The organism is Amycolatopsis sp. NPDC052450, assembly GCF_044547565.1.
In the GTDB taxonomy this organism is placed as follows: domain Bacteria; phylum Actinomycetota; class Actinomycetes; order Mycobacteriales; family Pseudonocardiaceae; genus Amycolatopsis.
In genome coordinates this window covers 1-21,242 of sequence record NZ_JBIUAQ010000036.1, presented here as the reverse complement: position 1 = coordinate 21,242, position 21,242 = coordinate 1, and the positions used below count along the sequence as shown (strand labels likewise).

Sequence of the window (21,242 nt, the reverse complement as noted above, 5' to 3'; positions counted from 1 at the left end):
CTCTGCATCGTCGCGCTCACATCCTGAAGACGCCGTAGTTGACATCGGAAAGTGGCGCGTTGGCCGCCGCGGACAGCGCGAGGCCGAGCACCGTGCGGGTGTCCGCCGGGTCGATCACGCCGTCGTCCCACAGCCGCGCCGTCGAGTAGTACGGGCTGCCCTGCGCCTCGTACTGCTCGCGGATCGGATCCTTGAACGCCTCTTCGTCCTCGGCGGACCAGTCACCGCCGCGCGCCTCGATGGCGTCCCGGCGGACGGTGGACAGCACCGACGCCGCCTGCTCGCCGCCCATCACCGAGATCCGCGCGTTCGGCCACATCCACAGGAACCGCGGCGAGTACGCGCGGCCGCACATCGAATAGTTGCCCGCGCCGAACGAGCCGCCGATGACGACGGTCAGCTTCGGCACGCGCGCGCAGGCCACCGCGGTGACCATCTTCGCGCCGTGTTTGGCGATGCCGCCCGCCTCGTAGGCGCGGCCGACCATGAAGCCGGTGATGTTCTGCAGGAACAGCAGCGGGATCGAGCGTTTGTCGCACAGCTCGATGAAGTGCGCGCCCTTCATCGCGGACTCGGCGAACAGCACGCCGTTGTTCGCGATGATGCCGACGGGGTGGCCGTGGATCCTGGCGAATCCGGTGACCAGCGTCGAGCCGTACTCCTTCTTGAACTCGCCGAACCGGCTGCCGTCGACGATCCTCGCGATGACCTCGCGGACGTCGTACGGCACGCGCGGGTCGGTCGGGACCACGCCGTACAACTCGTTCGGGTCGGCGGCCGGGGCCTCCGTCGGGAGGACGTCCCACGGACGTGGCGTCCGCGGGCCCAAAGTCGACACGATCGAGCGAACGATGCGCAGGGCGTCGGCGTCGTCCTCGGCCAGGTGGTCGGTGACGCCGGACTGGCGCGAGTGGACGTCGCCGCCGCCGAGCTCTTCGGCCGTGACGACCTCGCCCGTCGCGGCCTTCACCAGCGGCGGGCCGCCGAGGAAGATGGTGCCCTGGTTCCGCACGATGACCGCTTCGTCGCTCATCGCGGGGACGTACGCGCCGCCCGCCGTGCAGGAGCCGAGCACGGCGGCGATCTGCGGGATGCCGCGTGCGGACATCGTGGCCTGGTTGTAGAAGATCCGGCCGAAGTGCTCACGATCCGGGAAGACCTCGTCCTGCCTCGGCAGGAACGCGCCGCCGGAGTCCACCAGGTAGACGCACGGCAGGTTGTTGTGCAGCGCGACCTCTTGCGCGCGCAGGTGCTTCTTGACGGTCATCGGGTAGTAGGTGCCGCCCTTGACCGTGGCGTCGTTGGCGACGATCACGCATTCGCGGCCGGAGACCCGCCCGATCCCGGTGATGATCCCGGCCGAAGGCGCTTCGTCGTCGTACAGTCCGGTGGCGGCCAGCGGGGACAGCTCCAGGAACGGCGAACCCGGGTCGAGGAGGGTGTCGACCCGGTCGCGTGGCAGGAGTTTGCCCCGCTCGACGTGGCGGGTGCGGGATTTCTCCGGGCCCCCGAGCCGGGCGGCGGCGAGCCGCTTGCGCAGGTCTTCGACCAGCTCGGCGTGGGAGGTGACGCTGCGGGCGTACTCGTCGCTGCCCGGATCGGCCGAAGTGCTCAGTACGGGTGTGTCCATGGCTCCTCGTCGCCAAGTTAGCCGTCGTTAACTTGCCCTCGTAGGTTAACGCCTGCTAACCCGCTCTGTCCACCGCACTCCTCGAAGCGCGTGAAGGCCCCCTTCACTCGGCTCAGCCGAGGGAAGGGGGCCTTCACGCGCGAAACGATCAGCCGATCGCGGAGACCAGCGGGTTGTAGTAGCCGCCCCGCTGACCGGCGGCCGTCGGGTGGTACGAGTTCACGATCGGCCAGGTGAGGCTGTGCAGGTAATCGTTGGCCGACGAGCAGATGTTGTGCCCGGTGAAGGCACCCCGCACGTCGACGAACTTCGCGCCGTTCGCGGCGGCGCGGGCCGAGAGCACCGACGCGAGCGTGTCGGAGCCCGAGTTGATCGCCGTGCGCTTGGTGTCGCTCAGCCCGACAGAGCACGAACCCGGCACCGTGTAGAAGCGCGGGTATCCGAGCACGACCAGCTGCGCGCCGGGCGCCTTGGCCTTGATCTTGCTGTAGACGTTGTTCAGCAGCCCGGGAAGCGTGTTGTTCACGTACGTCTTCGCGGTGTTGACCCGGTTGATGCAGGTCTGGTCGCTGCCGGTGGTGCAGGTGGTCATGACGTCGGCGAACCCGGCGTCGTTGCCGCCGACCGAGACCGTCACCAGCGTGGCGCTGGAGGTGACGTTCGCGATCTGGTTGAGGACGTCGCCGGTGCGCGCCCCCGAGCACGCGGCGAACTTGAACGTGGTCCCGGCGTGGGCGTTGGCCCACAGCTGGGGATAGGCGTTGGCACTGCGCATGCAGTCGCCCGAGTTCCCGTAGCTGCCGGCACCGACGCCGGACGAGTACGAGTCACCGAGCGCCACGTAGTTGGTCGCCGCTTGGGCGGTGCCCGCGAGACCGAAGGTGGCAAGGACAGCGACCCCCAGGGCCGCGACTGAACGAGTGAAGGAAAGAGCTTTGATCCGAGCAGGGACGGCCATGGTCACTCCTTCGTGACAAGTTAACGAGACACAGCATTACCAGGTGGTAGCTCCACGCAAAAGGGTCATTTCCCCAGGTAACCCGCTTGGCCCAGGCTGGAAGTACGGCCGCGTGTTAGCGCTCGCTAACACGCGGCCTTAATATGGCCAGATGCCGGCGAACCCCACCCCACTCGTGAACGGCGAGAAGGCGAACAGGCGCGAACAGATCATGTCCGCCGCCGCCGAGCTCTTCGCCCACCACGGGTTTCACGGCGTCGGGATCGACGACATCGGCGCGGCCGTCGGCATCTCCGGCCCGGCGCTGTACCGGCATTTCCGCAGCAAGGACGCCATTCTCGGCGAGATGCTGAACTCGATCAGCCGCTATCTGCTCGACGGCGGGACGGCGAGGGCGAGTCAGCGGGACGAGCCGGGCGAGGTTCTCGATGCACTGGTGCATTTTCACGTCGAATTCGCGCTCGCGCATCCCGCGTTGATCACCGTGCAGGAACGCAACCTCGCCAACCTCACCGACAGTGACCGCAAACAGGTCCGCGCCCTGCAGCGCCAGTACGTCGAGGTCTGGGTGCGCGCGATCAGCGACGCCGTCCCCGGGATCGGCGAGCGTCAGGCGCGCTCGGCGGCGCACGCGGTCTTCGGGTTGATCAACTCGACGCCGTACAACCGCCATCTCGGTGACAGCGAACTGGCCGAGATGCTCTGCCGTCTCGCGCTGGGTGCACTGCACGCCGCGAAGTGACCACGTCCGGGTTTCGTCCTATCCCCACTTTTCCGTCCTCTGGTGTTTGATAGGCACGTGGAGCCGGACAGGAGCGAGTACGAGCGGAGGCTCGTCGAAAAGGCGCAGCGTGCGCTCGTGGCGATCAGCCTCGGGGAGGACGCCGAGGCGCTCGACGAGCTCTCGCCGACCGCCGTCGAGCCACAGGCCCGCTCCGAAGAGACCAAAGAACTCGTGATGATGCTGTTCGGCGAATGCAGCGCCATGGTGTCCACTCTCGGCGACGGCGGGAGCGCGCCGGTCAAGGTGCAGGTGTTCGACGAGGACGGTGAAGAGGTCTCGATCGACCAGGCGGACCCGCCCGTGCGGACGGCCGTGCGCACACTGCTGGCCGAGGTGCACGGCAACAGCGAGGCCGCGCAGGAACAGGTCGAGATCGCGCTCGCCAACGCCGCGCCGGACGAGGTCGACAGTTTGGTGCTGCAGGCGCTGCGCTGGACGATCCGGCTGTCGGCGGAATGCCTGGACCGGGACCTGCCGGTGGCGCCGTGGATCTCGGACGCCGTCGCGGACTAGCCGGGCTTGGCTCAGCCGGGTGTCGCTTGCCGACGGCTTGGGGACACTGAGCACCGGCGGCAGGGCGAGCGATCCGGCGGAGACACGTTGCGAAAGCCACTTTCGCAACCTTCAACGTTGCGAAAGTGGCTTTCGCGACGGCACCTTCCCGCGCCGACAGGCACCGCGGCCTAATCGAGCAGGAGTTTCACCAGCCGCCCGATCTGCTCGGTCTCGATCAGGAACGAGTCGTGCCCGTAAGGTGAGCCGATGACGGCGAACTCCGCCCCGTCGATCCCGTCCGCGATGGCCCGCGACTGGTACAGCGGGTAGAGCCGGTCACTGTCCACCCCGGCCGCGACGGTGCGCGCGGTGATCCGGCCGAGCGCGTTCGCGGCGCCACCCCGCCCGCGGCCGACGTCGTGGGTGTTCATCGATTCGGTGAGCACCACGTAACTGCCGGCGTCGAACCGGCGGGAAAGCTTCCCGGCGTGATGGTCCAAATAGGACTCGACGGCGAAACGCCCGCCGCGCAATGGGTCTTCGCCGTCCTGGTACCGACGGCCGAAGCGTTGCGACAGTTCGGCTTCGCTGCGGTAGGTCGCGTGTGCGATACGGCGCGCGATGCCGAGACCGGCGTCCGGGCCGCCGCCGGGAATGTCGTGATAGTCGCCGCCGTGCCAGCCCGGATCGGCGCGGATGGCGTGCAGTTGCGGCGCCGCCCAGGCGATCTGGTCGGCCGACGCCCGCGCCGTCGACGCGAGGACGAGCAGTGCCTCGACCCGGTCCGGTTCGCTCACCGCCCATTCCAGCGCGCGCATCCCGCCCATGGATCCGCCTGCCACCGCGGCCCACCGGCCGATGCCCAGCGCGTCGGCGAGGACGGTTTCGGCGCCGACCTGGTCCCGCACGGTCACGCCGGGAAACCTGCTACCCCAAGGCTTTCCGTCCGGATGCGGCGAAGACGGGCCGGTCGAGCCCTGGCAGCCGCCGAGCACGTTCGGGACCACGACGAAGAACGCGTCCGTGTCGATGGCCTTGCCCGGCCCGATCAGGCCGTCCCACCAGCCGGGGCTGACGTGGCCTTCCTCCGCGGGACCGACTGCGTGACTGTCCCCGGTCAGCGCGTGCTCGACGAGGATCGCGTTGGAGGCACTGGCGTTCAGTGTTCCCCAGGTCTCGTAGGCGAGCGTGAAAGGCAGCGTCCCGCCGGTTTCGAGCGTCCGGACGCCGCTGACGAACCGGCGTCGACCGGGCGGATCTCCCTCCCGCCACGCACCGGTGGCGGGAGGGAGATCGGAAGCCTCGGTCACAGAGCCGCCTTGGCCGCCCGGAATCCGGCCTCGAGATCGGCCTTGAGGTCCTCGATCCCTTCCAGCCCGACGGCGAGCCGCACGAGACCCGGCGTGACCCCGCTGGACGCCTGCTCCTCCGGCGTGAGCTGGCTGTGCGTCGTCGAGGCCGGGTGCACAATGAGACTGCGCACGTCGCCGATGTTGACCAGCTGGCTGTGCAGTTCGGTACCGTCCACAAAGGCCCGTCCCGCTTCGGCACCGCCGCGCAGGTCGAACGACAGCACCGCGCCGGCCCCCTTCGGCAGGTACTTCTTCGCGGCCTCGTGGTACGGGCTCGACGGCAGCCCGGCGTAGTACACCTTCTCGACCTCGTCGCGCTGCTCCAGCCACTCGGCCAGCGCCTGCGCATTGGACACGTGCCGCTCCAGTCGCAGCGAAAGCGTCTCGATCCCTTGCAGGATCAGGAAACTGTTCAGCGGCGCGATCGCGGCGCCGGTGTCACGCAGGATCTGGACGCGGGCCTTGGCGGCGTACGCGCCCGGGCCGAGTGCCTCCCAGTACTTGAGGCCGTGGTAGCTCGGGTCGGCCTCGTTGAAGCCCGGGAAGCGCCCGGGGTCCTTGCCGAAGTCGAAGGTGCCGCCGTCGACCAGCACGCCGGCGACCGTGGTGCCGTGGCCGCCGAGGTACTTGGTGGCCGAGTGGACCACGATGTCGGCGCCGTGCTCGATCGGGCGCACCAGGTACGGCGTCGGCACGGTGTTGTCCACGACCAGCGGGACACCGGATTCGTGCGCGGCGTCGGCGACCGCGCGGATGTCGAGCACGTTGCTGCCCGGGTTGGCCAGCGTCTCGGCGAAGAACAGCTTGGTGTTGGGCCGGACGGCCGCCTTCCACTGCTCGATGTCGTCCTGGTCCTCGACGAACGAGACCTCGATGCCGAGTTTCGGCAGCGTGTAGTGGAAGAGGTTGTAGGTGCCGCCGTAGAGCGCCGGGCTGGAGACGAAGTGGTCGCCCGCGTTCGCGAGGTTGAGGATGGCCGCCGTCGTGGCCGCGCTCCCGGAGGCGAACGCCAGCGCCGCGACGCCGCCTTCGAGCGCGGCGAGCCGCTGCTCCAGCACGTCCTGCGTGGGGTTGTTGATCCGGGTGTAGATGTTGCCAGGCTCGGCGAGGCTGAAGAGATCGGCGCCGTGCTGGCTGTCGCGGAACACGTACGAGGTGGTCTGGTAGATCGGGGTCGCCCGCGCACCGGTGGCCGTGTCCGGCGCCGCACCCGCGTGGATCTGCTTGGTCTCGAACGACCATCCGTCCGCGCTCATCGCGATTCTCCTAGCGGTTCAAGGGTTTCGGCTGTTGTCACCGAAGCTAGCTCCGCCGAACGGAGCACCCAACCACTCTCAGGAAGTGGGATTCTTTTCCTGAAGAGCGAACCTGTTGCCCTCCGAGTCGGTGAACATCGCCCACCAGCCCCACGGCTGCTTCTCGGGCTGCGCCGGGAATTCGACGCCCTTCGCCGAAAGCTCCTCGTACGTCTTTTCGATGTCGTCGGCGTAGAAGAAGAAATTGCCCGTCGGGAGTTCGTTGCGCACCGCGAACCGCTTGAGGTCCTCCGGCGCGGTACTCAGGACGAGCGCCGTCGCACCATCGGCCGAAGTCACCTCGACCCACCGGTTGCCCTTGTCGTCGTACGGCACGTCGGTAGTGACCTCGAATCCGACGACCTCGGACCAGAACCGCTTCGCCCGCTCCTGATCGGTCACCCCGACGACGATCTTGTGCACGCCCCGAATCGCCACGTCCGGCTCCTTTGTATCCATCATGGATATAGCGAGATCGGAGTGTATGCTTCCCGGATGGCCGACGGCAACCCGCAGCTCACCCCCGCGGCGTTCCAGACCCTGCTGGCGCTGGCGAAAGGTCGCGCGCACGGCTACGCGATCATGGGTTTCGTCGACGAGGTGAGCGGCGGTACCGACCGGCTCGGCCCGGGCACGCTGTACCGGACGCTGGCCCGGCTCGTCGCCGACGGCCTGGTCGAAGAGGCCACGGACGCGAGCGAGGACCAGCCGCACGACTCGCGACGCCGGTACTACCGGCTGACCCGCGCCGGCCGGGAGGTCGCCGCCCGCGAGGCGGAGTTCCTGAGCAGGCTCGTCGCCGTGGCCGGACAGGCCGGGCTGCTGAAGCGGGCGGAGTCGGCATGAGCCGGGCGCTCGGTTTGGTGCCGCACCTGTTCGTCAAGGACGTCGACGCGTCGCTTCCCTTCTACGACAAGGCGTTCGGCGCCGTGGAGCTGTTCCGCAACGTGCTGCCGAACGGCGTCGTGCTGTTCGTGGAACTCGCCGTCGGCGACGCGCGGCTACTGGTGAGCCAGGAGATCCCGCGGCTGGACGCGCTCGCGCCGTCGACCCTCGGCGGCACGCCGGTGCTCCTGACCTTGGAGACCGAGGACCCCGACGACCTCGTGCGGCGCGCGGTGTTCGCGGGCGCGCGGGTGGAGGCGCCGGTCGAGGAGATGTTCTTCGGCGAGCGCTACGGCCGCATCGTCGACCCCGACGGGCACCGATGGGCGCTGACGACCAAACGGGAGCGGTTCACACCCGAAGACATCGACGCGAGGACCCCACGCGAGGTCTGACGTGTGCCGCGGTCCCACCTACTGGACAATCGCCCCATGGTTTCCGTGCGCAGTGTCGTCGATCGGGTCGGTCCGACGCTGTTGCACGCCCTCCAGGTCCCCGAGGAGTCCCCCGCCGTCGGTGACGTCGTCATCGCCGAACCCGGCAACACCCTCGCCGCGGGCGACCTCGTTCTCGGCGTCGCGATCACCGAGACGTCGGACGCGGCCGAGCTCGTCAAGGTCAGCGCGTCGAAAGGTGCCGCCGCGGTCCTGCTGAAGCCGCCGCTCGCGGCGAAACCCTCGGTGAAGCGGGCGGCGAAGTCCGCCGACATCGCGTTGATCGAGGTGCGCTCGGCGGCGTCGTGGGCTCAGCTCGTCTGGCTGCTCAGGACGGTCCTCGACGCGCTGGCCGACGAGTCGGACGCGCTGGAGGACGGCGGCGGCCCCGGCTCCGGCGACCTGTTCCGGCTCGCGGACGCGGTCGCTTCGGTGGTCGACGCGCCGGTGACCATCGAGGACACCAACTCACGGGTGCTCGCGTACTCGGCCCGGCAGGATCTGACCGACTCGGCGCGCGTGTCCACGATCATGGGCCGCCGCATCCCCGACGACGTACTCGCGCGGTTCCGGTCACGAGGAGTGTTCCGCGAGCTTTCCCGTGGGCGGCAAACGATCTTCGTGCCCGCGCAGCGCGACGGCACGCTGCCCCGGCTCATCGTGCCGATCCGGATGGGCGGCGAACTGCTGGGGTCGATGTGGGCGGTCGTCGCGGGCCCGGTCTCCGACGAACGCGCGGCCGCCTTCGCCGACGCGGCGCCCGTCGTCGCGCTGCACCTGCTGCGCCGCCGCGCGCACACCGATTCACAACGCCGGGTCTCGGCCGAGCTCCTGCGTGCGGTACTCGAAGGGAACGCGAGCCCGCGCAAGGCGATCGCGGAACTCGACCTGTCCGAAGAACCGCACCGCGTCGTGGTCGTCGAGGTCGCCGGCGGCGACGGCCGCGACGACGAGGGCCTGCGGCTCGCCCTCCTCGAACGGATCTCGCAGGGCGTCGGCAGGCGGCCCGTGGCCACGGAACTCGGCGGCATGCTCTACGCGGTCGTCCCGGACGGCGACGGCTGGGCCGAACTCCGGGCCGCGCTCGAAGCCCTGCCGTCGTCGAGGAAGGGCGGGACACCGCGGGCCGCGGCGGGATCGGCCTGCGAAATCGGCGAGCTCGCGAGGTCCCGCGTCCAGGCCGACGAAGCCCTGGGGCTGCTTCGCGCGAAGCTCGTACCCGGCCGCGTCGTGGTCTTCGACGAGGCGTGGACGGCCCTTTCGCTGCACCGCGGAGCGACGGCGGCGAGCAGCGCGAAGGTCGCCGAACTCGGCCCGCTCGGCCTGTTGCGCGCGCACGACGAAGCCCACGAGAGCGGCTACGTCGACACGTTGTACCAATGGCTACGGCATCCCGGAGACCCGCGCGCGGCCGCGAAGGAACTCCGGATCCACCCCAACACCCTGCGGTACCGGATGCGGCGGCTGCTCGACCTCGTCCCGCTGGATCTCGACGATCCCGACGTCCGGCTGGCGCTGATCACGCAACTCGTTTCCCTGCGCTGGAGTTGAGTCCACTACAAACTGCTCAATACCGAACACTTTGTAGTGCGACAAATCGTCTCCAGACGTCAGGAAAGGGTCTTTCAGGACGTAAAACGTCCTGAAAGACCCTTTCCTGACATCCGACGGTTCAGTGCGCGCTCGCGCGATATCCGTCCTCAATGGTCTGCCGTACCGCGGCGAGCAGATCGGCACCGGGGTAAAGCGGCAAAAGGACACCGGGGCCACCGTCGACCCGCAACGCGGCTTCGTAACCGTGCCCCGGGGTTTCGACCAGGCCCACGATGACATCGGCCGGATTGCCTTCGGTATCGACGGTGCGGACACGCCGCTCCCGGCGCCAATCCTGATTTGTCATGCGGAACAGAATGGCAGCTTACCGGCCAGTAAGATCAACATCTTGACTCGATCGTGCTGCATTTACCGTTTCGCAGGTTGCACGGCCGCGCCCACCCCCAGCGAACGCGGCCGTGCTTCACACCCGATAACCGAGGTCTTCGGCGACGAATCGCTTCGGCACCATCCGGATCCAGACGGTCCCTTTCACCTCCGGATCATCGTGCAGGTACGAACGAAAACGCGCATCCCATTTGTGCTCGTCGGGCCCGAGATACCGGCTCAGCAGCCGCTGTCCACGAGGGACGTCGAAGGGGAGGATCTCCGCTTCGCCGCGCGCGAGCACTTGCCGCACCAGACCCGTGCCGACGTCGCACACGTCGACGGTCACCGCGATCGACGGCGAATCGCGGACGAGGCCGGCCAGCCGCGCCCATGATCCGGTGAGGATCCAGAAAGCCCGTTTCTCCCAGAGATACCAGGTCGGGCGCACGGTCGGCCCGGCCGCGGCGACCCTGGCCGTGAGCGGACCGGCGAGGAATTCGTCGACGTCGAACATCAGATCTCGAGCAACGTCTTGCCGATCGCGCCACGCGACTGCATGACCGCGTGCGCGTCCGCCGCCCGTTCGAGCGGGAACCGTTGACCGATCACGGGTTCCAGCCGTCCGGCGGCGGCTTCGGCGAGGGCGGACTCGGTGAACGCCCGCATCTCGGCCGGACCACCGAGGCCCTGGATCACCGTGACTCCGCGCGCGGCGGCGTCCTCTTCGGACACCTCCGTCCAAGAACCACTCGAAAGCCCGTAGATCAGCATCCGGCCGCCTGGCCTCAGCAACCCGAACGACGTCGCCCCGATGTCGCCGCCGACCCCGTCGAACACGACGTCGACCTCGCCCGCCTTCGCCGCCCAGCCCGGCTCGCGGTAGTCGACCGCCAGATCGGCACCGCGTTCCCGGACGTGCCCGGCCTTCTCCGGGCCACCCGCCGCACCGACGACCTCGGCGCCCGCGGCCTTGGCGAGCTGCACGACCAGCCCGCCGACCCCGCCCGCCGCGGCCTCCACCAGCACCCGCTCGCCGGGCCGGATACCCGCGGCGGTCACCAGCGCGGTCGCCGTGCGACCGTCGGCGAGGATCGCGACAGCGGCGTCGAGCGCCAGGCCGTCCGGCACCTCGAAGACGGAATCGGCGGCGACCGCGACCCGTTCCGCGTACGCCCCGGAACCACCCGTCGAGGTCACGACACGCTTGCCGACCAGGCCGAGGTCGGCCCCTTCCCCGACCGCGCTGATCACGCCGCCGACGCCGTTGCCCGGGATCATCGGCAGTTCGGCGCGGAACGGGCCGCTCCCGCCGGCACGGAACTGCGTCTCGACGAAGGTGATGTTGGCGAACGCCACCTCGACCAGGACCTGACCCGCTGCGGGTACCGGATCCGGGGCCTCGCCCGCGACGAGCACTTCGGGCCCGCCGAACTCTTTCAACCACACGGCTCTCATGGGCCCAAGGTGCAAGCTCCAGTTCACTGGAGGTCAAGCGATTGTGCCCGGAAAACCATGATCGGTGTTCAACCTTGTCGTGCGCACACGATGACACCGCCGTCCGGGTGGCTCACCGTGAGTGGCAGCACCTTTGTTCGCAGACCCGCCGCCAGGAGGCATCCCGTGCGTATCGCCGTCCCCCGTGAGATCAAGAAGCACGAATACCGGGTGGCGCTCACCCCGGCGGGCGTGCACGAACTGACCGGGCGCGGCCACGACGTCTTCGTGGAGACCGGCGCCGGCCTCGGCTCGTCCATCACCGACGAGGAGTACGTCGCCGCGGGCGCGAAGATCCTCGCGACGGCGGAAGAGACCTGGTCCGAGGGCGAACTCGTGCTCAAGGTCAAGGAGCCGATCGCCGAGGAGTACCCGCGGCTGCGTGCCGACCAGGTGCTGTTCACCTACTTGCACATCGCCGCGGACCGTCCGCTGACCGACGCGCTGCTGGCCGCGGGCACCACCGCGATCGCGTACGAGACGGTGCAGACCCCGAACCGCGCGCTGCCGCTGCTCGCGCCGATGTCCGAGGTCGCCGGGCGGCTGGCACCGCAGGTGGGCGCGTTCTCGCTGATGAAGCCGAGCGGCGGCCGCGGTGTGCTGCCCGGCGGCATCCCCGGCGTGCACCCGGCGCGCGTGGTCGTCATCGGCGGCGGTGTCGCCGGCCTCAACGCGGCGCGGGTCGCGCTCGGCCTCGGCTCCGACGTCGAGATCCTCGACACCAACGTCGACCGGCTCCGCCAGATCGACAACGACTTCGGCGGCCGCATCCGCACGGTGACCTCGAACGCGCTGTCGGTCGAGCAGTCCGTGCTGGAGGCCGACATGGTCATCGGCGCGGTGCTCGTGCCCGGCGCGAAGGCGCCGAAGCTGGTCTCGAACGAACTCGTCTCGCGGATGCGCCCGGGCAGTGTGCTGGTGGACATCGCGATCGACCAGGGCGGCTGCTTCGCCGACTCGCGGCCGACCACGCACGACGAGCCGACCTACAAGGTCCACGAGTCGGTGTTCTACTGCGTCGCGAACATGCCGGGCGCGGTGCCGCGGACGTCGACCTACGGGCTGACCAACGTGACGCTGCCGTACGCCGTCCAGCTGGCGGAGCACGGCTGGCACAAGGCGCTGCAGGCCGATGCTTCGCTGGCGAAGGGCCTCAACACGCACGCGGGCGCCCTGACCAACGCCCCCGTCGCGGCCGCGCACGGCCTGCCCGCCACGGACCTGGCCGACGTCCTGGCCTGACCCTCAAGCCACTCTCCCACGCGGGGGACCTTTGCCACCCCAGTGCGCAAAGGTCCCTCGCTCCTTTTGCACACCCTCCACCGGCTCGCGAGCCCAGTCCAAAGCGCCCCCAATGCCACATTGGGGACACTCAGCGTCCCCAATGCCACATTGGGAGCACCGAACGCGCCGCCGACACGCCACTCGGCCAGACCCCACCAGGCCAAGGCGCCCCGCGCCATAGACGACTCACCAGCCACGGCGCACCTTGCCGCAGGTCACTCACCAGGCCACGGCGCACCTTGCCGCAGGTCACCCACCAGGCCACGGCGCACCTTGCCGCAGGCCACTCACCAGGCCACGGCGCTCTGCGCCGTAGGCCACCCACCCGCCAACCGCCGCCGGACGCACCGTGGGGGTCCGGGGGGCTCGGCCCCCCGGGTGATACGACGAAGCCCCACCTTCGGGAAGACGCGCCAGCGTCGACCGAAGTGGGGCAAGGGGCAAGTGGGGCAATGGGGCTGAGGGCGGCCCGCTCGACCAGCCTGGGGGTCACTGGGAGCGGGCCGCCTCCTTCATCGTAGGTAATAAGTCGCCGTCGCGCTGCATGGGGTTGCCATGTCTTCGGAATTATTTCCTCACGGGCCGCCGTCGTTGTCGGTGAATTTCCGCGCTTCTCGGCGCATAACCGGTAGTCAGCGGCCGTTCGGCCCAGCGCCGGCTGCGCCGGAGGACGGATTCGTCACCGCACGGAACGTGACGAAGGTCGCTTTCGCTGGATTGACCCCTTCCGCGAGTGCGGACGCACCCCGTGAGGCAGGATGTCGCGTGATCGGCCTTCGTCAACAAAAGGGGACGGTATGCACGACGGCAGTGGCCGCATCGCGGTGCAGAATTTGAGCAAGCAGTTCGGTGCGGTCAACGCGGTCCAGAATCTGAGCTTCACGGTGGAGCCCGGTTCGGTGACCGGCTTCCTCGGGCCCAACGGGGCGGGGAAGACGACGACGCTCCGGATGCTGCTCGGGCTGGTGACGCCCACGAACGGCACGGCGACCATCAACGGGCGCCCGCACGACCAGCTGGGGAATCCGGCGCGGGTCGTCGGTTCGGTGCTGGAGAACGAGGGCTTCCACCCGGGCCGGACGGCGCGTAATCACCTTCGCGTGTACTCGGCGGCGATCGGGATGCCGGATCAGCGGGTGGACGAGGTGCTGGGGCTGGTCGGCCTTTCGTCGGCCGCGGACCGCAAGGCGGGCGGGTTCTCGCTCGGCATGCGGCAGCGGCTGGCGCTGGCGACGGCGTTGCTGGGGAACCCGCAGGTGCTGGTGCTGGACGAGCCGACGAACGGTCTCGACCCCGAGGGCATCCTGTGGCTGCGGAACTTCCTGCGCGCGTACGCGCGTGAGGGGCGCACGGTGCTGGTCTCGAGCCACCTTCTGAACGAGGTGGAGCAGACGATCGACCAGGTCGTGATCATCAGCCAGGGCATGACCCGGTACAACGGCTCGCTGGACCAGTTGCGCAAGAGCAACCAGTCCCGGGTCCTGGTGCAGTCGGCCGACGCGAGCGGCCTGGTCGCCGCGTTGCAGGAGGCCGGCATCACGCAGGTCTCGCCGATGCCGGACGGCCGTGTCGCGGTGTCGGGTGCGACGGTGCAGCAGATCGGTGACATCTCCGCCAAGGCGAGTATCGCGGTCTACGGCATGCAGGAGGAGACCGCGGATCTGGAGCGGATGTTCTTCCAGCTGACGCAGGGCCAGTACGCCGCGCCGCCGCCCGGTTTCCAGCAGGGCCCGCCCCCGGGCTACCAGGGTCCGCCGCCGGGTTACCAGGGTCCGCCTCCCGGCTACGCGCCGCAGAACACGCCGCCGCCCGGTTTCGCGCCGCCGCAGCAGTTCCAGCAGCAGGGCCAGCCGCCGCAACAGCAGCAGTACCAGCAGGCGCCGCCTCAGCAGCAGGCGCAGCAGCAGGGCCAGAACGAGGGCTGGGGAGGCCAGGGCTGATGGGCAACCTGATCAAGGCGGAGTTCCGCAAGACGCTCACGCTCAAGGCGTGGTGGGCGCTGATGATCCCCGCGGTGGTCTTCGCTTTCGCGTTCGCCCTGTTCTGGGGCATGATCACCAACGATTTCAGTGACTTCCTCGGCCGGTCCGACACCCGTGAGCTGACCGAGGCGCTCGGCATCTCGACCGGCGAACTGCCCGTCGGCCTGCTCGCGCTCGGGCACGGCATCAACATCGGCACGATGATCCCGATCATCTTCGGTGTCTTCGCCCTCGCCGGCGAGTACACGAAGAAGACGATCACCACGACGTTCCTCACCGCCCCGAACCGGGTTTCGGCGTTGAGCGCGAAGATGATCACCTACATCGCCTGGGGCGCGATCTACGGCGTGATCATCGTGGGCGCGGCGAGCCTCGGCACCGTGATCACGGTCGACAGCGCGCGCCTGCCGACGGCGGGCCAGTGGCTCGGCGTGCTCGGGGCGGGTGTCCTCGCGACCATCCTGGCGACGCTGTTCGGCATCGGGGTCGGCGCGGTCTGGCGCAGCGTGGTCGGCAGCATCATCACGCTGACCATCTGGATGCTCGTGGTCGAGAACGTCCTCGTGTTCGTCATGTTCGGCGCCGCCGACATCACCTGGCTGGGCGGCGTCCTGCCGAACGGCACGGTCAACGGCATCGTGGGCGCCATCGGCGCGGAGGCGTTCGGCGCCGCCGGCGTGAAGGTCCCCGGCCTGCAGGACGAGACGGCGTGGGCACTGCAGTACGCGGCGGGCGCTCCCGGCGCGTTCTCGTGGTGGGCCTCGGCGCTCATCTTCTTCGGCTGGACGATGGCGTTCTTCCTCGCCGGCTGGGCCGTGAACCAGAAGAAGGACATCACGTAAGTCACCGTCCACAAGCGCCATGAAAGGCCCCTTCATTGCAAAATTCGCAATGAAGGGGCCTTTCATGTCATTCGGCCCTGCGCGAACCGCCCGGTCCTGTCGGTGGGGCCGCATAGGCTTGCGGGGTGACTACTGCTCCACCTCGTCCGCGTCAAGCGAGCCCGGCACGTGAGACGGCCCCGGCACCCACCGGAGGCTGGATCCGCCGCCTGGCCGCTTCGTGCTGGAAACATCCGTGGCTCGTCGTGCTTTCGCTGGGTGCGGCCATCATCGGCGTCGGGTTGCAGGCCGCCGGTCCGCTGCTGATCCGCGAGGCGCTCGACGACGCCGTCGCGGGCGACACCTCCCGTCTCGGCCTGCTCGCCGCCGTGATGGCGGTACTGCAGGTGCTGACCTTCGGCAACGCCTTCGCCCGCCGGTACGTCGGCGGGCGGCTGGCCCTCGACGTCCAGCACGATCTGCGCCGCCAGGTGTTCAACGCGGTCTCCCGGCTCGACGGCGGCAAGCAGGACGCGTTGCGCACCGGGCAGGTCGCCTCCCGCGCGATCTCGGATCTGCAGCTGGTCACGTCGGTTCTGATGCAGGTGCCGCTTTCGGCGGGATCGGTGATCTTCGCGCTCCTGTCGCTCGGCGCGATGCTGTGGATGTCGCCGACGCTGACCCTGATCGCGATGGTGGTCGCGCCCGCGATCGCGATCATCATGGCGGTGAGCCGGAAGCGGCTCTTCCCCGCGACCTGGGCGGCCCAGCAGCGCGCGGCCGACGTCGCGCAGCAGGTCGAGGAAACCGTCACGGGCGTACGTGTCGTGAAGGGCTTCGGCCAGGAAACGCGCGAAGTCGCGAAGCTTGAGAAGACGGCGAAGAAGCTCTTCGCGGAACGCATGCGCTCGGCGCGGCTCTCGTCCTTGCCGACGGCCACGACGGCGGCGCTGCCCGCGGCCGGTCAGGTCGCGGTGCTGGCCGTCGGTGGCGTCCTCGCGCTGAAAGGCGAGGTCAGCCTCGGCACCTTCCTGGCGTTCGCCACCTATCTGTCCATCCTGATCGGCCCGGCACGGATGATTTCGAGCCTCGTCGTGCAGGCCCAGCTGACCAGGGCCGGCGCGGAACGGGTCAACGAACTGATCGACGCGCAGCCGGACGTGGTCGACAGCCCGGACGCGCGGCCACTGCCCGAAGGCCCGCTCGGTGTCCGCCTGGAGGGCGTCTCCTTCGGCTACACACGGACGGATCCCGTGCTCGACGGTCTCACCCTGGAGGCCAGGCCGGGCGAAACACTCGCGCTCGTCGGCACCGCCGGTTCGGGCAAGTCGACGATCTCCTTGCTGCTGCCCCGGTTCTACGACGTGCACAGCGGTTCGGTCCAGGTCGGCGACCTCGACGTCCGCGACGTCCGGCAGCACGATCTGCGCAGCGTGATCGGCGTGGTCTTCGAGGAGGCGTTCCTCTTCTCCTCGTCGGTGCGCGACAACATCGCCTACGGCAGGCCGGACGCGAGCGACGAGGAGATCCGCGCGGCCGCGCGGGCGGCGGAGGCGGACGAGTTCATCCAGCGCCTCCCTGACGGGTACGACACGCTCGTCGGCGAGCGCGGTCTCACGCTTTCGGGAGGTCAGCGGCAGCGGCTCGGCCTCGCCAGGGCGCTGATGACCGATCCGCGCGTGCTGGTCCTCGACGACGCGACGTCCGCCATCGACACGGTCACCGAGGCGGCGATCCACGACACGCTGCGTTCGGTCACCGCGAGCCGGACGACCCTGCTGATCGCGCACCGCCGCTCCACCCTCGCTCTCGCCGACCGGATCGCCGTGCTGGACAAGGGCCGCGTCGTCGACGTCGGCACCGAGGAGGAACTGCTGGCGCGCTGCCCGCTGTTCCGCGAACTCGTCGCGGGGCCGGGTGACGACGTCGAGGAACCGCACCGCTGCGAGGGCCTCGACTGCGGCCCCTCGGGAATCACCCCCGCCCTGTGGCCGGAGCAGGACAAGGCCGACGAACTGGCGGGTGAACGCAAGGGCACCGGCGGCGAATGGGACGTCGACCTGCCGCCGAGCGGGGAACTCCTCGAAGGCGTCCGGAAACTGCCGCCGGCCACGGATGTCCCGCGGCTGCCGGGCACCGACGTCACCGCGCCCGAACCGAAGTTCCGTCTCGGCCGCCTGCTGAAACCGGTGCGTGGCCCGCTCGCCGTGGTGATCGGGCTGGTCGCGGCGGACGCGCTGGCCACCATCGCGATGCCCGCGCTGTACCAGTACGGCATCGACGGCGGGGTGCGCGCCGGAGCGGAGGCGGTGATCTGGCTCGCCGCCGGGATCGGCGCTCTGGTGATCCTCACGGACTGGCTGGTGGTCTACCTCCAGACCAGGATGACGGCGCGGGTCGGCGAGACGGTGCTGTATTCGCTGCGCGTCCGCAGCTACGCCCATCTGCAACGGCTCGGGCTCGACTTCTACGAACGCGAACTGTCCGGGAAGATCATGACCCGGATGACGACCGACGTCGACGCGCTCTCGACGTTCCTGCAGACCGGTGTCGCGCAGGCCGTGGTGAGCGCGCTGACCTTGGTCGGGATCGCGGCGGCGCTGATGATCACCGACATCGGGCTGGCGGCGTACGCGCTCGCTGTGCTGCCGATCCTCGTCGTGGCGACGGTGATCTTCCGCCGGGCGTCGTCCAAGGCGTACACCGAAGCCCGGGAACGGGTCAGCGTCGTCAACGCGGACATGCAGGAGAACGTGAACGGGCTGCGGGTCGCGCAGGCGTACACCCGCGAGGAGCGGACGGCGGAGAAGTTCGCTTCCCGCAGCGACGAGTACCGGCGTTCGCGGCTGCGTGCCCAACGCTATGTCGCGACGTACTTCCCTTTCGCGGCGATGCTTTCCGGATTGGCCGAGGTCGTCGTGCTGATCGTCGGCGCGAACCGGGTCGCGGCGGGCACGCTGTCGGCCGGTGTGCTGGTGGCGTTCCTGTTGTACCTCGGCCAGTTCTTCTCACCGATCCAGCAACTGTCCTCGGTCTTCGACGGCTATCAGCAGGCGCGCGTCGGCCTGACGCGCATCGGCGATCTCCTGCGTACGCCGACTTCCGTTCCGGCAGCGGAAAACCCGGTCCCGGTCCCGGAGCGGCTACGGGGCGAGGTCTCCTTCAAGGACGTCGATTTCGCTTACACCGCGACGGATGATCCCGCGCTGAAACAACTGACGCTGGAGGTCGCCGCCGGGGAGACCGTCGCCTTGGTCGGTGCGACGGGCGCCGGCAAGTCGACGGCGGTGAAGCTCGTCGCGCGCTTCTACGACGCGACAGGCGGTGTCGTCCGGATCGACGGAACCGACATCCGCGAGTACGACCTTGGCGCCCTGCGCACGCGGATGGGCGTGGTACCGCAGGAAGCGCATCTGTTCTCGGGGACCGTCGCGGACAATGTGCGCTACGGCAGGCCTTCCGCGACGGACGCGGAAGTCGAGGAAGCGGTCCGGTCCGTCGGCGCGCTCGACGGTGTCGCCGCGCTCCCCGCCGGTTTCCACCAGCCCGTCGGTGAACGCGGACGGTCGCTTTCGGCCGGGCAGCGGCAACTCGTCGCCCTCGCCCGCGCCGAACTCGTGGACCCGGACGTCCTCCTGCTCGACGAGGCGACCGCCGCCCTCGACCCGTCCACCGAAGCCGCCGTTCTGCGCGCGACGGAACAACTCGCTCGCCGCCGCACGACGTTCGTGGTCGCGCACCGCCTCGCCACCGCCGCCAAAGCGGACCGGATCGTGGTGCTGGACCACGGCCGGATCATCGAACAGGGCACCCACGCGGAACTCGTCGCCGCGGATGGCCACTACGCACGCCTTTGGTCACTGGGCTGACTCGGGCCTCGTGAGCGGGGGCACCGGATCGCAAGTCCGTGAGGGCCTCCTTCCCTACCCTGAGAGTAGGGAAGGGGCCCTTCACGGCATGCCGGGCTGAGTTCGACCCGAGCCGAGGCTGCGGGCGGGCAGGAACACCACCTTGAGCCTCAGCACTACAGCGACAGCGCGTGAAGGCCCCTTCCCCAGTACATGAAGGACCCCTTCATGTACTTCAGCCCGGCATCACGCGAGAAGCGCCGCAGCTTCCGCCGGAATTCGGTCGCGCGTGAACCCCCGAACCTGTCACCCTCACGACAAATGAACGAAGAGATCCCGGCGCGGCAGATCCGCGCCGTGCACACCGAAACCACGATCCGCGTCTATCAGGCGTACTCGCCGGCCATCGCCGACGCCGCCGTGAAGGCGGGCACGTTCGTGCCGCCGTTCAAACGCGAACGCATGACCTGGATCAAACCGTCCTTCCTCTGGATGGCGTATCGCTGCGGCTGGGCCGCGAAGCCCGGCCAAGAACGCGTACTCGCCCTCGACATCACTCGCGAGGGTTTCGCGTGGGCGCTCGAACACGCGGCGCTCAGCCACTACGACCCGGACGTCCACTCCGACCGGAAGGCGTGGCAGGACGAGGTCAAGACCAGCCCGGTCCGTATCCAGTGGGATCCGGAGCGCAGTATCCGGCTCGGCGCACTGAAGCACCGCTCGCTCCAGATGGGGCTGAGTGGCGAGGCCGTCGATCGCTATGTCGACAACTGGATCACGGCGGTCACCGACGTCACCTCGACCATGCGCGAGATCGGTGCCCTGGTCGCGGCGAACCGCATCGAAGACGCCGAAGCGCTGCTACCCGCGGAGCGCCCGTACTCCGGCTAAGGCCGCCACTTGAGGCCGCTCATCCCGGCGACCTCGAGGTCCTGAGCCGAAGCCCACCGGACGGTCCCCGGCCGCACGTGCACCCCGGCCGTCACCGCCCAGTCCGGCTCGTCGGGCTCGACGTGCTCCATCTCCTTGAAGTCGGCGAGCGTCGGCCAGACCGCCGAGCACGAGTCGCACATCAGCACGACCTTGCCGGACTCGGTGACCAGCGGGCGCACGCGCCCCTCGTCCCAGAACGACGGGCACTCGTCGAGCCACATCGGCTGTCACCACCTCGCGGGCGATCGGCGGCCGGCACGACACCGGCCGCATCGTCCACCCAGCGAAGCCCCCTGACGTGAACTACAGGCTGTCCGGGCACGACGAGCCGGCCAACCTTCACCGACGAAACAGTGACCTGACCTGCACGGACGGTGAAAACGACAGCAAAGGTCCCTTGCTCCCCCGAACGGCCGATGGCCCGGTCGGCGCGCCGGATATTTTCGGTCTCTTGATCGAGACAGTGACCCATCACCTAGTGCGCCACGCCTCACACAGGCCAGTTCCATCACACGGCCGCGACCGAGGGGGTTAGCCTGGTAGGCGCATCAGCGGTGTTCAAGATCTCGAGACGGATAGAGGCGAGTCCAAGCCGTGTCCAGCAGCAGCCCTGCGTCACAATTCGGCCCCAACGAGTGGGTCGTCGAGGAAATGTACGACCAGTTCCTCGCCGACCCCAGCTCAGTCGATGCCGCCTGGCACGACTTCTTCGCGGACTTCAAGCCAACGCAGGCCGCGCAGGCCAAGGCCGACGACGCGCGTCAGAACTCCGGAGACCCCGGCAATGAGGGCCCTGGCGCCAACGGCCAGGTCGCCAACCCGTCGCCCCAGACAGTCCGCAACGCCGAGTCCACCGCGAAGCAGACCGCTCCGAAGAACGCCCCCGCGAAGGCCGCACCGAAGACCGAGGCGAAGGCCACCGCGGCCGCGAAGGCCCCGGCGCCTGCGAAGGCAGCCGCGCCCAAGGCGGCTGAGAAGGCCCCGGCCAAGCCCGCCGAGAAGGACGCCGAGCCGGAGTCGAAGCAGCTCCGTGGCGCCGCGGCGGCGATCGCGAAGAACATGGACGCCTCGCTGTCGGTGCCGACGGCCACGAGTGTGCGTGCCGTTCCGGCGAAGCTGATGGC

Annotated in this window: 19 protein-coding genes and 1 pseudogene; 11 read left to right on the top strand and 9 right to left on the bottom strand. The window is 69.2% G+C overall.

The genetic code is table 11. The features are described from left to right. Positions 1-16: 16 nt before the first annotated feature. Positions 17-1,630, bottom strand: coding sequence for a carboxyl transferase domain-containing protein (locus ACIHAO_RS36790; protein ID WP_396565888.1), 1,614 nt, complete (start codon positions 1,628-1,630; stop codon positions 17-19). 148 nt (positions 1,631-1,778) lie between these two features. Then, positions 1,779-2,588, bottom strand: a complete 810-nt coding sequence (locus tag ACIHAO_RS36785) for an SGNH/GDSL hydrolase family protein (protein ID WP_396565886.1) — start codon at positions 2,586-2,588, stop codon at positions 1,779-1,781. Between the two features lie 151 nt (positions 2,589-2,739). Between ACIHAO_RS36785 and ACIHAO_RS36780 the strand changes: the two genes are divergently transcribed. Continuing rightward, entirely contained in the window at positions 2,740-3,330 is a 591-nt protein-coding gene (locus ACIHAO_RS36780; protein ID WP_396565884.1) for a TetR/AcrR family transcriptional regulator, read from the top strand. Between the two features lie 57 nt (positions 3,331-3,387). Further along, complete coding sequence (locus ACIHAO_RS36775; RefSeq protein ID WP_125792007.1) at positions 3,388-3,885, top strand: hypothetical protein; 498 nt, start codon at positions 3,388-3,390, stop codon at positions 3,883-3,885. Between the two features lie 170 nt (positions 3,886-4,055). On the opposite strand, the gene ACIHAO_RS36770 is transcribed toward ACIHAO_RS36775, so the two are convergent. From ACIHAO_RS36770 to ACIHAO_RS36760, 3 genes are all read right to left on the bottom strand, one after another. Beyond that, positions 4,056-5,177 (bottom strand): homoserine O-acetyltransferase, encoded by a 1,122-nt coding sequence (locus ACIHAO_RS36770; RefSeq protein WP_396565881.1) that lies wholly within the window; start codon positions 5,175-5,177, stop codon positions 4,056-4,058. After that, positions 5,174-6,475, bottom strand: a complete 1,302-nt coding sequence (locus tag ACIHAO_RS36765; RefSeq protein ID WP_396565879.1) for a bifunctional o-acetylhomoserine/o-acetylserine sulfhydrylase — start codon at positions 6,473-6,475, stop codon at positions 5,174-5,176. Before ACIHAO_RS36765 ends, ACIHAO_RS36770 begins: the two co-directional genes overlap by 4 nt. 78 nt (positions 6,476-6,553) lie before the next feature. Continuing rightward, positions 6,554-6,952, bottom strand: a complete 399-nt coding sequence (locus ACIHAO_RS36760; protein WP_396565877.1) for a VOC family protein — start codon at positions 6,950-6,952, stop codon at positions 6,554-6,556. A 57-nt stretch (positions 6,953-7,009) separates the two neighbouring features. On the opposite strand from ACIHAO_RS36760, the gene ACIHAO_RS36755 reads away from it, so the two are divergent. From ACIHAO_RS36755 to ACIHAO_RS36745, 3 genes are read left to right on the top strand one after another with little or no spacing between them, the layout of a single operon-like run. Continuing rightward, positions 7,010-7,360: a PadR family transcriptional regulator gene (locus tag ACIHAO_RS36755; RefSeq protein ID WP_396565875.1), complete on the top strand. Its 351-nt coding sequence runs from the start codon at positions 7,010-7,012 to the stop codon at positions 7,358-7,360. Beyond that, on the top strand, positions 7,357-7,794 hold the full coding sequence (locus tag ACIHAO_RS36750; RefSeq protein ID WP_396565873.1) for a VOC family protein: 438 nt from the start codon (positions 7,357-7,359) through the stop codon (positions 7,792-7,794). The genes ACIHAO_RS36755 and ACIHAO_RS36750 overlap by 4 nt, the downstream gene beginning before the upstream one ends. 36 nt (positions 7,795-7,830) lie before the next feature. Beyond that, positions 7,831-9,384 carry a PucR family transcriptional regulator gene (locus tag ACIHAO_RS36745; RefSeq protein WP_396565871.1) on the top strand — a complete coding sequence of 518 codons (1,554 nt, stop codon included), beginning with the start codon at positions 7,831-7,833 and terminating at the stop codon, positions 9,382-9,384. A gap of 121 nt (positions 9,385-9,505) precedes the next feature. On the opposite strand, the gene ACIHAO_RS36740 is transcribed toward ACIHAO_RS36745, so the two are convergent. The 3 genes from ACIHAO_RS36740 to ACIHAO_RS36730 all read right to left on the bottom strand — a co-directional run bounded on the left by ACIHAO_RS36740 (position 9,506) and on the right by ACIHAO_RS36730 (position 11,211). Continuing rightward, positions 9,506-9,733 (bottom strand): hypothetical protein, encoded by a 228-nt coding sequence (locus ACIHAO_RS36740; protein ID WP_007033850.1) that lies wholly within the window; start codon positions 9,731-9,733, stop codon positions 9,506-9,508. Positions 9,734-9,850: 117 nt separating this feature from the next. After that, positions 9,851-10,270: a pyridoxamine 5'-phosphate oxidase family protein gene (locus ACIHAO_RS36735; protein WP_396565868.1), complete on the bottom strand. Its 420-nt coding sequence runs from the start codon at positions 10,268-10,270 to the stop codon at positions 9,851-9,853. Beyond that, positions 10,270-11,211, bottom strand: coding sequence for a zinc-binding dehydrogenase (locus ACIHAO_RS36730; protein ID WP_396565866.1), 942 nt, complete (start codon positions 11,209-11,211; stop codon positions 10,270-10,272). The genes ACIHAO_RS36735 and ACIHAO_RS36730 overlap by 1 nt, the downstream gene beginning before the upstream one ends. Before the next feature lie 165 nt (positions 11,212-11,376). On the opposite strand from ACIHAO_RS36730, the gene ald reads away from it, so the two are divergent. From ald to ACIHAO_RS36705, 5 genes are all read left to right on the top strand, one after another. Beyond that, complete coding sequence (gene ald / locus ACIHAO_RS36725) at positions 11,377-12,492, top strand: alanine dehydrogenase (protein ID WP_396565864.1); 1,116 nt, start codon at positions 11,377-11,379, stop codon at positions 12,490-12,492. Between the two features lie 839 nt (positions 12,493-13,331). Continuing rightward, a complete protein-coding gene (locus ACIHAO_RS36720; RefSeq protein WP_396565862.1) occupies positions 13,332-14,474 on the top strand; it encodes an ABC transporter ATP-binding protein in 1,143 nt (380 codons plus the stop codon). Beyond that, the gene (locus ACIHAO_RS36715) at positions 14,474-15,358 is read left to right on the top strand and encodes an ABC transporter permease subunit (protein WP_125788415.1); all 885 of its coding nucleotides are present in this window, start codon (positions 14,474-14,476) and stop codon (positions 15,356-15,358) included. The genes ACIHAO_RS36720 and ACIHAO_RS36715 overlap by 1 nt, the downstream gene beginning before the upstream one ends. A gap of 125 nt (positions 15,359-15,483) precedes the next feature. Then, positions 15,484-19,206, top strand: coding sequence for an ABC transporter ATP-binding protein (locus tag ACIHAO_RS36710; RefSeq protein WP_396565860.1), 3,723 nt, complete (start codon positions 15,484-15,486; stop codon positions 19,204-19,206). A gap of 300 nt (positions 19,207-19,506) precedes the next feature. After that, positions 19,507-20,076: a DUF4291 domain-containing protein gene (locus ACIHAO_RS36705; protein WP_396565858.1), complete on the top strand. Its 570-nt coding sequence runs from the start codon at positions 19,507-19,509 to the stop codon at positions 20,074-20,076. On the opposite strand, the gene ACIHAO_RS36700 is transcribed toward ACIHAO_RS36705, so the two are convergent. Then, positions 20,073-20,339, bottom strand: a complete 267-nt coding sequence (locus ACIHAO_RS36700; protein WP_125673926.1) for a hypothetical protein — start codon at positions 20,337-20,339, stop codon at positions 20,073-20,075. The two genes, ACIHAO_RS36705 and ACIHAO_RS36700, sit on opposite strands and share 4 nt — an antisense overlap. Positions 20,340-20,712: 373 nt before the next feature. Here ACIHAO_RS36700 and kgd point away from each other — a divergent pair. Continuing rightward, positions 20,713-21,242: pseudogene (gene kgd / locus ACIHAO_RS36695) on the top strand (multifunctional oxoglutarate decarboxylase/oxoglutarate dehydrogenase thiamine pyrophosphate-binding subunit/dihydrolipoyllysine-residue succinyltransferase subunit); the annotation flags it as partial.